At 64.6% G+C, this 13,223-nt stretch carries 14 protein-coding genes; 8 read left to right on the forward strand and 6 right to left on the reverse strand.

The window, feature by feature from the left end:
- The first annotated feature begins 13 nt into the window (after positions 1 to 13).
- Positions 14 to 1,879 (forward strand): DNA helicase RecQ, encoded by a 1,866-nt coding sequence (gene recQ, locus XI04_RS19200; protein WP_152102071.1) that lies wholly within the window; start codon positions 14 to 16, stop codon positions 1,877 to 1,879.
- Between the two features lie 179 nt (positions 1,880 to 2,058).
- Here the strand turns inward: recQ and XI04_RS19205 are convergent, their stop codons facing one another.
- Positions 2,059 to 3,075 (reverse strand): 1-aminocyclopropane-1-carboxylate deaminase, encoded by a 1,017-nt coding sequence (locus XI04_RS19205; protein ID WP_038950252.1) that lies wholly within the window; start codon positions 3,073 to 3,075, stop codon positions 2,059 to 2,061.
- A 158-nt stretch (positions 3,076 to 3,233) separates the two neighbouring features.
- Between XI04_RS19205 and XI04_RS19210 the strand changes: the two genes are divergently transcribed.
- The 3 genes from XI04_RS19210 (at position 3,234) to XI04_RS19220 (ending at position 5,572) form a co-directional block, all read left to right on the forward strand.
- Complete coding sequence (locus XI04_RS19210; RefSeq protein WP_152102070.1) at positions 3,234 to 3,698, forward strand: Lrp/AsnC family transcriptional regulator; 465 nt, start codon at positions 3,234 to 3,236, stop codon at positions 3,696 to 3,698.
- Between the two features lie 43 nt (positions 3,699 to 3,741).
- Complete coding sequence (locus tag XI04_RS19215) at positions 3,742 to 4,905, forward strand: PLP-dependent cysteine synthase family protein (protein ID WP_271623747.1); 1,164 nt, start codon at positions 3,742 to 3,744, stop codon at positions 4,903 to 4,905.
- A 106-nt stretch (positions 4,906 to 5,011) separates the two neighbouring features.
- Positions 5,012 to 5,572: a carboxymuconolactone decarboxylase family protein gene (locus tag XI04_RS19220; protein WP_038950256.1), complete on the forward strand. Its 561-nt coding sequence runs from the start codon at positions 5,012 to 5,014 to the stop codon at positions 5,570 to 5,572.
- 16 nt (positions 5,573 to 5,588) lie between these two features.
- On the opposite strand, the gene XI04_RS19225 is transcribed toward XI04_RS19220, so the two are convergent.
- Together XI04_RS19225 and XI04_RS19230 are read right to left on the reverse strand one after the other, a co-directional pair.
- Positions 5,589 to 5,834: a diguanylate cyclase gene (locus XI04_RS19225; protein ID WP_271608745.1), complete on the reverse strand. Its 246-nt coding sequence runs from the start codon at positions 5,832 to 5,834 to the stop codon at positions 5,589 to 5,591.
- 47 nt (positions 5,835 to 5,881) lie between these two features.
- Positions 5,882 to 6,754: a hypothetical protein gene (locus XI04_RS19230; protein ID WP_271623751.1), complete on the reverse strand. Its 873-nt coding sequence runs from the start codon at positions 6,752 to 6,754 to the stop codon at positions 5,882 to 5,884.
- Positions 6,755 to 6,972: 218 nt separating this feature from the next.
- Here XI04_RS19230 and XI04_RS19235 point away from each other — a divergent pair, with 218 nt between their 5' ends.
- Positions 6,973 to 7,218: a hypothetical protein gene (locus XI04_RS19235; RefSeq protein ID WP_038974719.1), complete on the forward strand. Its 246-nt coding sequence runs from the start codon at positions 6,973 to 6,975 to the stop codon at positions 7,216 to 7,218.
- Positions 7,219 to 7,227: 9 nt separating this feature from the next.
- Here XI04_RS19235 and XI04_RS19240 read toward each other — a convergent pair whose 3' ends face one another.
- Positions 7,228 to 8,163 (reverse strand): alpha/beta hydrolase, encoded by a 936-nt coding sequence (locus XI04_RS19240; RefSeq protein ID WP_152102069.1) that lies wholly within the window; start codon positions 8,161 to 8,163, stop codon positions 7,228 to 7,230.
- 119 nt (positions 8,164 to 8,282) lie between these two features.
- Between XI04_RS19240 and XI04_RS19245 the strand changes: the two genes are divergently transcribed.
- On the forward strand, positions 8,283 to 9,170 hold the full coding sequence (locus tag XI04_RS19245) for a branched-chain amino acid aminotransferase (protein ID WP_028141917.1): 888 nt from the start codon (positions 8,283 to 8,285) through the stop codon (positions 9,168 to 9,170).
- A gap of 106 nt (positions 9,171 to 9,276) precedes the next feature.
- On the opposite strand, the gene XI04_RS19250 is transcribed toward XI04_RS19245, so the two are convergent.
- Together XI04_RS19250 and phaR are read right to left on the reverse strand one after the other, a co-directional pair.
- The gene (locus tag XI04_RS19250) at positions 9,277 to 9,894 is read right to left on the reverse strand and encodes a class I SAM-dependent methyltransferase (protein WP_028141916.1); all 618 of its coding nucleotides are present in this window, start codon (positions 9,892 to 9,894) and stop codon (positions 9,277 to 9,279) included.
- A 184-nt stretch (positions 9,895 to 10,078) separates the two neighbouring features.
- On the reverse strand, positions 10,079 to 10,675 hold the full coding sequence (gene phaR, locus XI04_RS19255) for a polyhydroxyalkanoate synthesis repressor PhaR (RefSeq protein WP_038950262.1): 597 nt from the start codon (positions 10,673 to 10,675) through the stop codon (positions 10,079 to 10,081).
- Positions 10,676 to 10,991: 316 nt separating this feature from the next.
- Here phaR and XI04_RS19260 point away from each other — a divergent pair, with 316 nt between their 5' ends.
- Positions 10,992 to 12,170, forward strand: a complete 1,179-nt coding sequence (locus tag XI04_RS19260) for an acetyl-CoA C-acetyltransferase (RefSeq protein ID WP_028141914.1) — start codon at positions 10,992 to 10,994, stop codon at positions 12,168 to 12,170.
- A gap of 253 nt (positions 12,171 to 12,423) precedes the next feature.
- Positions 12,424 to 13,149 carry an acetoacetyl-CoA reductase gene (gene phbB / locus XI04_RS19265; protein ID WP_028141913.1) on the forward strand — a complete coding sequence of 242 codons (726 nt, stop codon included), beginning with the start codon at positions 12,424 to 12,426 and terminating at the stop codon, positions 13,147 to 13,149.
- Positions 13,150 to 13,223: the final 74 nt, after the last annotated feature.

Consider the following 13,223-nt stretch of genomic DNA (forward strand, 5'->3'; position numbering starts at 1 on the left):
TCCCCGAACGCCCATGAATGCCCCTTCCACCGCCCCGCGACCTGCGCCGGCCAACGGCCGCGATGCGCTGTCGGTGCTGCATTCGGTGTTCGGCCTGCCGGGCTTTCGCGGTTCGCAGGGCGAGATCATCCGGCACGTCACGGACGGCGGCAATTGCCTGGTGCTGATGCCCACCGGCGGCGGCAAGTCGTTGTGCTATCAGCTGCCGTCCCTGCTGCGCGAAGGCTGCGGCATCGTGGTGTCGCCGTTGATCGCCCTGATGCGCGACCAGGTTGCCGGCCTGCTCGAGGCCGGCGTCAACGCCGCCGCGCTGAATTCGTCGCTGACGCTGCAGGAGGCCTCCGACATCGAGCGGCGCCTGCTCGCGGGCGATCTCGATCTGCTCTATGTCGCGCCGGAACGCCTGGTGACGCCGCGGTGCCTGTCGCTGCTGGCGCAGGCCAAGGTGGCGCTGTTCGCGATCGACGAGGCGCATTGCGTCTCGCAATGGGGCCACGACTTCCGCCCCGAATATGTCGGCCTCTCCATCATCGCCGAACGGTTCCCCGACGTGCCGCGCATCGCGCTGACCGCGACCGCCGACGAGTTGACGCGCAAGGAGATCGTTGCGCGGCTTCAGCTCACGGACTCGCCGCAGTTCGTCTCCAGCTTCGACCGGCCCAACATCCGCTACGAGATCGTCGACAAGCGCAGTGCGGTGTCGCAGCTGAAGGAGTTCATCCGGGAGCGCCATGCCGGGGACGCCGGCGTGGTCTATTGCCTGTCCCGCAACCGTGTCGAGGAGGTCGCCGCCGCGCTCGACGAGGCCGGCATAGCCGCGCTGCCATATCACGCCGGGCTCGACAGCCAGGTGCGTTCGCGCAACCAGGACCGCTTCCTCAACGAGGACGGCATCGTCATCGTCGCGACCGTCGCGTTCGGCATGGGCATCGACAAGCCCGACGTGCGCTTCGTCGCCCATCTCGACCTGCCCAAGAGCATCGAGGCCTATTACCAGGAGACCGGGCGCGCCGGTCGCGACGGCAAGCCGTCGGCGGCCTGGATGGCCTACGGCCTCTCCGACATCGTGCAGCAGCGTCGCATGATCGACGAATCCAGCGCCTCCGACGAATTCAAGCGAGTCTCGATCGGCAAGCTCGATGCGCTGGTCGGCCTTGCCGAGACGCCGCACTGCCGGCGTCGGCGGCTGCTCGCCTATTTCGGCGAGATCGTGATGGGCGAGAGCTGCGGCAATTGCGACAACTGCCTGACGCCGCCGAAAATGCGCGACGGCAAGGTGCTGGCGCAGAAGCTGCTGTCGTGCGTCTATCGCACCGGGCAACGTTTCGGCGCGATGCATCTGATCGACGTGCTGGTCGGGCGCCTGACCGAGAAGGTGACGCAGTTCGGCCACGACAAATTGTCCGTGTTCGGCATCGGACGCGAGCTCAACGAAAAGCAGTGGCGCACCGTGCTGCGGCAACTCGTGGCGATGGGGCATTTGCAGAGCGACAGCGAAGCCTATGGCGCGCTGAAGTTGACCGAGACCGCGCGCGGCGTGTTGCGCGGTGAGACCGAGGTGTGGCTGCGCGAGGAAGCGCCCGGCACGCGCCTTCGCGCAAGCCGCGGCAAATCCCGCCGCGGCGACCTTGCGCCCGACGCCAACGCCCCGCAAGGCGATGTCGATCCCGAACTGCGCGCGCGGCTGCGCTCGTGGCGTTCGGACATTGCGCGCGAGCGCGGTGTGCCGGCCTATGTGGTGCTGCACGATGCCACCATCGACGGCATCGTCCGGGCCTGGCCGACGACACTCGACGAGCTGCGCAACGTGCCCGGCATCGGCGACAAGAAGCTCGAGCATTATGGCGACGAGCTGCTGCAGATCGTCAGGACGCGGTAGGGCTTCTCGTCATCCCGGACAAGCGGAAGCGCAGATCCGGGATCCATACCGCGTGATTTATCTTGGGGCACGCGGGGAGACGTTCTTCGCCAAACGTCTCCCTGGGGTTATGGGTCCCGGGTCTGCGCTTCCGCTTGCCCGGGACGACAGCGAGTGGAGGCGCGAGGTACGGCGCAGCCTCACCCATTCCTAAACGCGTAGGCATACCCGTTCAGCGCGGGCGCGCCGCCGAGATGCGCGTACAGAATCTTCGCGCCCTTCTCGAAATAGCCCTTCTGCGCGAGGTCGATCAGGCCCTGCATCGACTTGCCCTCGTAGACGGGGTCGGTGATCATGCCTTCGAGACGCGCGGTGAGGCGGATCGCTTCCTTGGTCTCTTCCGACGGCACGCCGTAGGCGGGATAGGCGTAGTCCTCGATCAGCACGACGTCCTCAGTGACGAGGTCCTTGCCGAGCTCGACCAGCTTTGCGGTGTTCTGCGCGATCTCGAGCACCTGCGATTTCGTCTGCGCCGGCGTGAAGGACGCATCGATGCCGATCACCTTGCGGGCGCGGCCGTCGGCGGCGAAGCCGACCAGCATGCCGGCATGGGTCGAGCCGGTGACGGTGCAGACGACGATGTAGTCGAACTTGAAGCCAAGCTCGGCTTCCTGCTTGCGCACCTCTTCGGCGAAGCCGACATAGCCGAGGCCGCCGAACTTGTGCACGGAGGCGCCGGCGGGAATCGCGTAGGGCTTGCCGCCCGCCGCCTTCACCTCGTCGATCGCCTGCTCCCAGCTCTTGCGGATGCCGATGTCGAAGCCGTCGTCGACGAGGCGCACGTCGGCGCCCATGATGCGCGAGAGCATGATGTTGCCGACACGGTCATAGACCGCGTCCTCGTGCGGCACCCAGGCTTCCTGCACCAGGCGGCACTTCATTCCGATCTTGGCGGCGACGGCGGCGATCATGCGGGTGTGGTTCGACTGCACGCCGCCGATCGAGACCAGCGTGTCGGCGTTGGACGCGATCGCGTCGGGGATGATGTATTCGAGCTTGCGCAGCTTGTTGCCGCCATAGGCGAGGCCGGAATTGCAGTCCTCGCGCTTGGCGTAGACCTCGACATTGCCGCCGAGATGTTTTGACAGCCGCTCCAGCTTCTCGATGGGCGTGGGGCCGAAGGTCAGCGGGTAGCGCGGAAATTTGTCCAGCTTCATGGGTCATCCCGATTGGCGTTGGCGTTGGCAGCTGCCTAGCATCGCGTCGGAAAAATGTGCTCTCGAATATTGCGCCAATGTTGCGCCATTTCTTGCGGAAATAGTGGCAAACGCTAATAATCCTTCCAGAAGATCACCTGTTTATGAGAGCTTCTTTCATGGCTGCGCGGCTCGATCGGACCGACCTTAAGATATTGAGATTGCTCCAAAACAACGGTCGGCTGAGCAATGCCGAGCTGGCCGAAACCGTCGCAATCAGCCCCGCCACCTGCCATCGCCGCACCCAGCGCCTGTTCGAGGACGGGTTCATCGCCACTGTGCGCGCCATGGTCGCGCCGAAGAAGGTGGCGAAGGGCACGTTGGTGATGGTCGGTGTCGTGCTCGACCGCTCGACGCCGGAGAGCTTTGCGATCTTCGAGCAGGCGATCGCCAAGCTGAAATTCGTGCTCGACTGCCACCTCGTCGCCGGCGACTTCGACTATTTCCTCAAGATCCGCGTCGGCGACATGGAGGATTTCAACCGCATCCATGGCGAGCAGCTCATCGCACTGCCCGGCGTGCGCCAGACCCGCACCTTCTTCGTGATGAAGGAAGTCGTCGACAACGCGCCGCTGGAATTTTGAGCGCGCCCTTGATGCGCAATGCGTGTCGTGAGAGATTCGCTCGATGCAGACATTTCCCTTCCGCCCGCACAATCCGGCCGGACCGGCCTATCGGCGCGGCTGGGTCGACGAGGCCGTGGCCGCGATCGAGGCCGACCAGTGCCGCACAGCGGACACGCATCTGATCCGGCTGATCGTGCCGGCGCTATCAGGCATCGACATCTATCTGAAGGATGAGTCGACCCATCCGACCGGCAGCCTGAAGCATCGCCTCGCGCGCTCGCTGTTCCTCTACGCGCTCTGCAACGGCCACATCCGTGAAGGCACGCCCGTCGTCGAGGCCTCGTCCGGGTCGACCGCGGTGTCGGAGGCCTATTTCGCGCAGATGATCGGCGTGCCCTTCTACGCCGTGATGCCGCGCACGACCTCGGCGGAGAAGATCGCCGCGATCGAGCATTATGGCGGCAATTGCCATCTGATCGACGACGGCCGCGCGCTGTATGCGGAGGCCGCCGCGCTCGCCGCGCGCCTGAACGGCCATTACATGGACCAGTTCACCTTCGCCGAGCGCGCGACGGACTGGCGCGGCAACAACAACATCGCTGAATCGATCTTCACGCAATTGCAGGGCGAGCCGCGGCCGTTGCCGGACTGGATCGTGATGGGCGCGGGCACCGGCGGCACCTCGGCCACCATCGGACGCTATCTGCGCTATCGCCAATATCCGACGCGGCTCTGCGTTGCCGATGTCGAGCATTCCGCCTTCTTCGATTGCTTCCGCTCGCAGGACCGGTCTCGTGTGTGCGACCGCCCGTCGCTGATCGAGGGCGTCGGCCGTCCGCGCTGCGAGCCGTCCTTCGTGCCTGGTGTGGTCGACCGCATGATGAAGATCCCGGATGCGGCCACGATCGCGGCGATGAACGTGTTGTCGCGCCGGCTGCGCCGCCCGGTGGGCGGCTCCACCGGCACAAATTTCCTGGCGCTGTGCCGGCTTGCCTCGGAGATGCGCCAGTCGAACGCGACGGGATCGCTGGTGACGCTGATCTGCGATTCCGGCGAGCGCTATCGGCAGACCTATTACGAGCCCGCTTGGCTGAAGGCGCGCGGGCTCGATCCGACGCCGTTCGAGGCCAATTTGTCGTCGTTTCTCGCGACAGGTGAGCCGCTGACGCTCGCCGTCGACGATTTCGCAAATCCCCAGAGCGCACGAGGCCCCGAGGCGATATAATCGAATTTGTCGGAACGCCCGCCTGGCGTGCGATGTCACGGCAACTTCACTTGCGTTGCGCGCACCTGCGGGCAAGCCTCGTATTCTCAACGAGGAGATCTCCACCGTGCGCCTTCCCATTCTCGATCCGAAGGATCTGACCGACGAACAGAAGCCGCTCTATGACGACATGCGAGCCGGCATCAAGGACCACTTCAAGGGCTTCGTGAACATGCGCGACGACGGGGCGCTGCTCGGGCCCTGGAATCCCTGGGTCCGCGAGCCGCGCTTCGGCAAGCCGGTGTGGGAGCTGGTCAAGGCGATCGCGTCGAACCCGCTGCTGCCGGCCCCGGTGCGCGAGGTCGCCATCCTCGTCACCGGCTCGCACTTCCGCTCCGGTTACGAGCTCTATGCCCATGTGCTGGTCGCCGAGCAGCGCGGCCTGTCTGACGAAAAGCTCGCGACCATCGTCGCCGGTCAGCGGCCGGTGGATCTCACCAGGCAGGAGGCCATCGCGTATGACGTGGCGTCCGCGCTGGTCAGTGGCGGCGTGCTGCCGGAATTGACCTGGCGCGCCGCCGTGAAGGAGTTCGGCGAGCACGGCGCGGCCGAACTGTCCTATCTCGTCGGCGTCTATTGCATGGTGTCGGTCACGCTCAACACGTTCGACGTGCCGGTGCCGGACTAAAAGCCGCGTCCTTCGATCACTCCGCCGCCTTGCTTGCAGGCGGCGGGGGCGCGAAGGCGATGCAGCGGTTGCGGCCCTCGGCCTTGGCCTGGTAGAGCGCATGATCGGCCGCGCCCATCAGCGCGTCGATGCCGGACATGCTGACTGCGGCCTCGGCGATCCCGACGCTCACGGTGAGGCCGAACTGAATTTCGCAGGCGACGATTTGCGCGCTCATCACACGTTTGCGGATGCGATCGGCCACGGTCCTTGCACGAGACAGGCTGGTCTCGGGAGATCCGGTTTACCACCTATCCACCATGATCCCAGTCAGTTGCGGATCGCATAGAGCGGCGTTCGCAAGGTCACCTGGTAGGACGGCTTCGGCATCCACGTGATCTGCGCGGTGATGCCGAACAGGCGGTTGTCGTTGTCGTCCATGCGATCGAGGTCGAGCCGCAGGATCGGCTGCGTGAAGGACTCCGCCAGCGTCCGGCCCGCGAGCTGCGCCCCGCCGAACGACTGCATGCCGAGGCGCCCGGTGAACTTCCAGTTGCTCGGCCATTGGTAATAGCCGCCGGCATAGAGGATCGTGTTGGGCCGGATGCTGGCGAACGGACTGGCGATGGTGGTGGTGGTGTACTGCACGCCGGCCAGCCCGCCGCGCGTCTCGTCCTCGTCGAGGGCGTAGTCGAATTCCAGGATGTTGTTGAACGAATTGGTCATGCCCTGATCGTTCGGCACCGATTGCGTCAGGGTCGATTGCAAAGTGATGGTCGGGATCGAGCCGCCATTCTGCCGATAGAGGTCGGCCTGCACGCCAATGTTCCAGCTTGTGACGTCGAACGTCGACCAGCCGCCGCCGATGTCGGTCGTCGAGCCCGACACGCCGCCATAGAGCGAGACGCGGTCGTTGACGTCGACGGTCAGCGGCAGGTCGACGGCAATCGATTTCGCGGCCGGCAAGCCGTTCGACGGCGCTGCGCCTCTGCGCACCGCCAAAGCCTCGAGCGCGGCCGACAGTGACGTGTTGCCGAAGCCGAGCCCGAGCGTGCCCGCCGGAATCGTCGCGTAGGTCGTGCGCAGATCGAGATAGATGTTCGGGACCGCCGGCTTTGCCGGTGCGTCCTCCTCGGCTTCGGCGGAGCAGGCGGCGCTGGTCGAAATCGCCAGACAGGCCAGTCCCATTGCGACAGTGCGCAGAGCCGGACGATGCGATAGGCAGTGACTGGGCACGTGACAATCCGACGCGCGGGGACTGTGTGGCGAAATCGTGTGCTAGATGGAACGTGATCGCTCCCGTGGTCAAGCGCTATCCGCAAACGATGGACGGCATCGACGGGCGCGGCTACCCTGTCGTGATTGCACCGATACGCTTTTCGCCGGCCAGAGTGCAGGCCGGGCAATGGAGGACGACAGTCATGACCACGTCACGCCGCATCCTGCTCGCCGGAATGGCGGGGCTCGCCGTCGCTCCGACCGCTGTCGCGGCCGCACCCGCGCCAGTGCGCGATGACGCGACGGTTGCCGAAGAACGCTTTGCGCGCCTGATCGCCGCGGCGCATGCGCCCGACGTCACCTGCGCCCGGCAGGCCGAACGTTATGCGGACGCGCATTGGCCTGACTATGTTGTGGCAGCGAGGGCCGTTATCGATGCGCGCGCCTGATACGCGCTCTTACCTCGCAACCGCTCGTCGCACCTGCTCGCCGATCTGCGACAGCACCAGCTGCGCCTGCGGCAGGATCGCGCCCATGGCGTGGAAATTGTGAACCATGCCGTCGTGGCAGACATGCTCGACGGCGACGCCCGCGGCGAGCAGCTTGCGGGCATAGGCATTGCCTTCATCGCGCATCGGATCGTACTCGGCCGTGTGGATGATCGCGGTCGGCAGACCCGTGAGCCGTGTTGCCCGCAAGGGAGAAACGCGGGGATCGGCGGTGTCGATACCGTCAGGCAGATAGTCGGAGAGATCGGCCTCGATCGTGACGCGGTCGATCAGATGGCCCTCGGCAAAGGCCTCTCGTGAGGGCGAGGTTTCCTCGAAATCCAGCACCGGGCAAATCAGGCATTGAGCGGCGATGGCGAGGCCGGCGGTCTGCGCTGCCTCCTGGCACACGATCGCAGCGAGCGTTGCACCCGCGGAATCGCCGCCGACCACCAGACGGTCCGCATCGATGCCGAGCGATTCGGCCTCGCGCGCGACCCATTCGGTGGCGGCAATCGCGTCATCGACGGCGGCAGGGAATTTGTGCTCCGGTGCGAGCCGGTAGTCGACCGAGACGAGGCGGCAGCCGGTGGCATGCGCCAGCGCCGCCGCGATGCGATCATGCGTGGCAATGCCGCCCGCGACCATGCCGCCGCCATGGAAGAACACGAAGCCCGGCGCACGCTGATCGGCATTTGCAGGCGTGTAGAGCCGATAGGGCAGTTCGCTGGCGCGGCCGGGCATCATACCGTCGCGCACCGTCACGTCCGGCGCATCGGTGCGCGCGAACTGCATCAGCTTCGCCAGCGATTGCCGCCGCGCCTCCACGCTCGGCCGGCCCCTCGCCCGCGGCCCAGCCGCAGCCATCATGGTCAACAGGCGCTTTGCGAGCGGATCGAGCGACATGCTGCTTCCTTTTTCCCCTGGCAGGAGAGGGTAAACCACCAATTCCGCGCAGGGAATCATTTAGATGTTGCGTCCAATAGTGGCGCTATATTGCGGCAGCATGCCAAGGGAGGCCTGATATGGCCGAGATCAGGAAGCCGATCGAATATTCGCCGAGCTGGACCTTCTTCGAGGGTAAATGGCACGACGGCAATGTGCCGATCATGGGCCCGCGCACGCATGCGGCCTGGCTCGGCTCGATCGTGTTCGACGGTGCACGCGCGTTCGAGGGTGTTGCGCCCGATCTCGATCGTCACGTCGCCCGCGCCAATCAATCCGCGATCAATTTTGGCCTGAAGCCGGTAGTCGATACCGGCACCTGGCTCACGCTCGCGACCGAAGGCATTGCCCGCTTTGCGGCCAATGCAGAGCTCTACGTCCGTCCGATGTATTGGGCGCAGAACGGCTCGGGCGGCGGCGTGCTGTTCGACCCCGAGACCACCAATTGGTGCCTGTGCATCTACGAGGCGCCGATGCCCAAACCCGTCGGCAACGCCATCACCCTGTCGCCATTCCGCAGGCCGACCGCCGAATGCGCCCCGGTCGAGGCCAAGGCGGCCTGCCTCTACCCGAACAATTCGCGTGCGCTCGCGGAAGCCGCCTCGCGCGGCTTCCAGAACGCGTTGATGCTCGACATGCTCGGCAACGTCGCCGAGTTCGGCAATTCCAACGTGTTCATGGCCAAGGACGGCGTGGTCTATACGCCGGTACCGAACGGCACCTTCCTCAACGGCATCACGCGCCAGCGCGTCATCACCCTGCTTCGCGGCGACGGCGTCACCGTGGTCGAGAAGACGCTGCGCTATGCCGACTTCCTGGCTGCCGACGAGATCTTCTCCACCGGCAATTTCGCCAAGGTCGCCCCGGTGATCCGCATCGACGAGCGTGAGCTGAAGCCGGGCCCGTTCTACACCCGTGCGCGCAAGCTCTATTGGGACTTCGCGCATGCGGTGAAGCTGGCGGCGTAGCTGCCATTTACTCCGCTGTCATCCAGTATTCCAGAGACGGCAGTGATTGAACCGATGGGCCTCGGCGTACTGGATGCCTCGCCTTCGCGGGGCATGACAGCTGATCTTAGTTGCGCTTTCGAAACCGGCTGAACTGAAACGCCTGCGTCGAGCCCCAAGGCGTATGATGCGTCTCGCGGCGCGTCTCGACCAGCTCGAAATCCGGCCCGAGCTCCGCAGCAAGGCTGGCGCTGTCATGGCGTTGCACCGGCAAGCCGCTGCATTTCTCCGGACCGTCGGGCGCAAAGGTCGCGATGATGATCTGGCCGCCAGGCGCAATCGCGGATCGCAGGCGCTGGACATAGGCGTCCCTGTCGTGCGGGTCGGTCAGGAAGTGAAACGCCGCGCGGTCGTGCCACACATCGTAAGTCCTGGCCGGCCGCCAAGCCGTGGCGTCGGCGACGATCCAGTCGACCGCGGAAGAGGCCCGACCGATTCGCGTCTTCGCCGCGTCGAGCGCGTTGGCGGAGAGGTCCAGCACGGTGAGATCGCGATATCCGTCTTGAAGAAGAGCATCGACCAGCCGCGAAGCGCCCCCGCCGATATCGATGATCGCCGCGTCGCGATCCGGATTGGCAGCGCGGATCATGTCGCGCGAGATCGTCGGGCTATCCTGAAACCAGCTGACCTCGGCCTCGCCCTTGGTGGCGTAGACGTTGTCCCAATGCATGGTGCGGTCGGGCATCGCGCGCTCCGTGCGTGTCAACCCGTCATCCTGAGGCGCCGGAGCGGAGGCCTCCAGCGACAACGGCTTCGCCGTTGCGCGAGGATGACTGGGTTAAAGCCGGTGAGGAAGAAATGGTAGGCGCGCGCGAAATTGCCAATCGCGCGCCCGCCGCGGGCGGACGCGCTGGTCGACGCGAAAGGTCCTACTCGTCCTTCTTCGACATGCGCTCGAGGCGCTCCTGCATGTCCTTCATCTGCTGGCGCAAATCGTCGATGTTGCTGTCCTTCGGCGTCTCGGCGTTCGCGTCGGACTCCGGCTCGGCGGCGGCCGCCGGACGGCCCGCATTGGGAGCAAACGGCTTGAACATCGAGAAGGTCTGCTGGAACAGCTCCATGTTCCGGCGGACTTGTTCTTCCAGAGGAGCAAAAGGAGTGCCGGACAGGGTGTTGGCGATCTGCTTGCGGAACTTCTCTTGCTCCTGGGTCAGGGTCGCAATCGACTGCTCCAGATATTTCGGCACCACCATCTGCATGCTGTCGCCGTAGAAGCGGATGAGCTGGCGCAGGAAGGTGGTCGGGAGCAGGTTCTGGCCGGCCTTGTTCTCCTGCTCGAAGATGATCTGGGCGAGCACGGAGCGGGTGATGTCGTCGCCGGTCTTGGCGTCATAGACCAGGAAATCTTCGCCATCCTTGACCATCGCGGCGAGGTCTTCCAGCGTCACATAGGTACTCGTTCCGGTGTTATAGAGCCGGCGGTTCGCGTATTTCTTGATGGTCGTGGGTTGGTCTGATTTCGCCATGGGCTCTCACTTGCAAGCGCGGAGAACGGGAACCGAGCGGGCTATGCCGCAGGGCGGGAAGAGTACGCAACGCAACAAAATAAGCATTTTCAAAGGGCTCACGCTACCGTTTTGTGCGGCACGGTTAATCGCAGAGCAAAATCTTGCTTGCGAAAGCGCCAAGAACGCTATTTTGAATGCGCTGCGGTATGAATTCGGTCGCCGGCCGATTGACATGCCTCAACGACGTTAACAGGATGGCTGACGAGACTGGCGAGCCGTTTTCTCAAAGCCCCGCCTGCCCCTTTCAAGAAACCTCAAGCCTCAGGAGATGCCCATGTCAGACGATGTCGTCATCGTCAGCGCCGCCCGCACCCCGGTCGGAAGCTTCAACGGAGCGTTCGCGACACTTCCCGCCCACGATCTCGGCGCCATTGCCATTAAGGCCGCGCTGGAGCGCGGTGGCATCGAGCCCGGTCGGGTCTCGGAAGTCATCATGGGTCAGATCCTGACCGCCGCCCAGGGCCAGAACCCGGCCCGTCAGGCCTCGATCGCCGCCGGTATTCCGGTGGAGAGCCCGGCCTGGGGCGTCAACCAGCTTTGCGGTTCGGGCCTGCGCACGGTCGCACTCGGTTACCAGGCGCTGCTTAACGGCGATTCCGAGATCGTGGTCGCCGGCGGCCAGGAATCCATGAGCATGGCCCCGCACGCCCAGTATCTGCGTGGCGGCGTCAAGATGGGTCCTGTCGAGTTCGTCGACACCATGATCAAGGACGGCCTGTGGGATGCCTTCAACGGCTACCACATGGGCAACACCGCCGAGAACGTCGCACGGCAGTGGCAGATCACCCGCGCCCAGCAGGACGAGTTCGCGGTCGCCTCGCAGCAGAAGGCCGAAGCGGCGCAGAAGGCCGGCAAGTTCACCGACGAGATCGTTCCCGTCACCATCAAGACCCGCAAGGGCGACATCGTCGTCAGCGCCGACGAATATCCGCGTCATGGCGCCACGCTCGACGGCATGGCCAAGCTCAAGCCCGCCTTCGAGAAGGACGGCACGGTCACCGCGGGCTCGGCATCCGGCATCAATGACGGCGCCGCCGCCGTGGTGCTGATGACCGCCAAGCAGGCCGCCAAGGAAGGCAAGAAGCCGCTCGCCCGGATCGTGTCCTGGGCGCAGGCCGGCGTCGATCCGAAGATCATGGGCTCCGGCCCCATCCCGGCCTCGCGCGCCGCGCTGAAGAAGGCCGGCTGGAATGTCGGCGATCTCGACCTGATCGAGGCCAACGAGGCCTTCGCGGCGCAAGCCTGCGCCGTCAACAAGGATCTCGGCTGGGATACCTCCAAGGTCAATGTCAACGGCGGCGCGATCGCGATCGGTCATCCGGTCGGAGCGTCCGGCGCACGCGTCCTGGTGACGCTGCTGCACGAGATGCAGAAGCGCGATTCGAAGAAGGGCCTCGCCACGCTGTGCATCGGCGGCGGCATGGGCATCGCGATGTGCATCGCGCGCGACTGAAGATGGCTGACACGTAGCTTACGCGCAGTTTGCGCGTGCGCTGCACACGTCAATGCGTGCGTTGCACGCGACTAAAAAGGCAGCGGTTGCAAATCAAATATTCTTCGCAATCTTGCAGGCCTCGACTAAATACAAACGCCCGGCTCAACGCCGGGCGTTTTGTTCTTGATGTCCGTCAAACCAACCGCATAATCCAACGTTAAAAAACAATCGCTTCAGAAACGTCCGAAGAGTCCAAGGGAAGGAATACGACATGGCACGTGTTGCATTGGTCACGGGTGGTACGCGGGGCATCGGTGCTGCGATCAGCAAGGCACTGAAGGCGGCGGGATACAAGGTTGCGGCGAGCTATGCCGGCAACGATACGGCGGCGGAGAAGTTCAAGGCCGAGACCGGCATCGCCGTCTACAAATGGGACGTCAGCAGTTTCGATGCCTGCGCCGAGGGCGTGAAGAAGGTCGAGGCCGAACTCGGACCGATCGAGGTGCTCGTCAACAATGCCGGCATCACTCGCGACACCGCCTTCCACAAGATGACGCTGGAGCAGTGGAACGCGGTCATCAACACCAATCTCGGCTCGCTCTTCAACATGACGCGCCAGGTCATCGAGGGCATGCGTTCGCGCAAGTTCGGCCGCATCATCTCGATCTCGTCGATCAACGGCCAGAAGGGGCAGTTCGGTCAGGTCAATTATTCCGCGGCGAAGGCCGGCGACATCGGCTTCACCAAGGCGCTCGCGCTGGAGAATGCCAAGGGCGGCATCACCGTCAATGCGATCTGCCCCGGCTACATCAACACCGAAATGGTGCAGGCGGTGCCGAAGGACGTCCTGGAGAAGAACGTGATCCCGCAGATCCCGGTCAGCCGGCTCGGCGAGCCCGAGGAGATCGCGCGGGCGGTCGTGTTCCTGGCGGCCGACGAAGCCGGTTTCATCACGGGCTCGACGATGACCATCAATGGCGGCCAGTATCAGGCCTGATATGGCGCCAAGCCTTCAGGTCAAAAGCCTGTAGCTTCAGGCGCGACAAGGCGTTAGTGAAGACGACAATGCCC

Origin of the sequence: Bradyrhizobium sp. CCBAU 11430 (assembly GCF_028128855.1) — a bacterium.
Classification (GTDB): Bacteria; Pseudomonadota; Alphaproteobacteria; order Rhizobiales; family Xanthobacteraceae; genus Bradyrhizobium; species Bradyrhizobium ottawaense.

Coding starts and splice junctions, on each gene's coding strand:
- recQ (WP_152102071.1), top strand. CDS start 14: ATGAATGCCCCTTCCACCGCCCCGCGACCTGCGCCGGCCAACGGCCGC.
- XI04_RS19205 (WP_038950252.1), bottom strand. CDS start 3,075: ATGAAGCTGGACAAATTTCCGCGCTACCCGCTGACCTTCGGCCCCACG.
- XI04_RS19210 (WP_152102070.1), top strand. CDS start 3,234: ATGGCTGCGCGGCTCGATCGGACCGACCTTAAGATATTGAGATTGCTC.
- XI04_RS19215 (WP_271623747.1), top strand. CDS start 3,742: ATGCAGACATTTCCCTTCCGCCCGCACAATCCGGCCGGACCGGCCTAT.
- XI04_RS19235 (WP_038974719.1), top strand. CDS start 6,973: ATGACCACGTCACGCCGCATCCTGCTCGCCGGAATGGCGGGGCTCGCC.
- XI04_RS19240 (WP_152102069.1), bottom strand. CDS start 8,163: ATGTCGCTCGATCCGCTCGCAAAGCGCCTGTTGACCATGATGGCTGCG.
- XI04_RS19245 (WP_028141917.1), top strand. CDS start 8,283: ATGGCCGAGATCAGGAAGCCGATCGAATATTCGCCGAGCTGGACCTTC.
- XI04_RS19250 (WP_028141916.1), bottom strand. CDS start 9,894: ATGCCCGACCGCACCATGCATTGGGACAACGTCTACGCCACCAAGGGC.
- phaR (WP_038950262.1), bottom strand. CDS start 10,675: ATGGCGAAATCAGACCAACCCACGACCATCAAGAAATACGCGAACCGC.
- XI04_RS19260 (WP_028141914.1), top strand. CDS start 10,992: ATGTCAGACGATGTCGTCATCGTCAGCGCCGCCCGCACCCCGGTCGGA.
- phbB (WP_028141913.1), top strand. CDS start 12,424: ATGGCACGTGTTGCATTGGTCACGGGTGGTACGCGGGGCATCGGTGCT.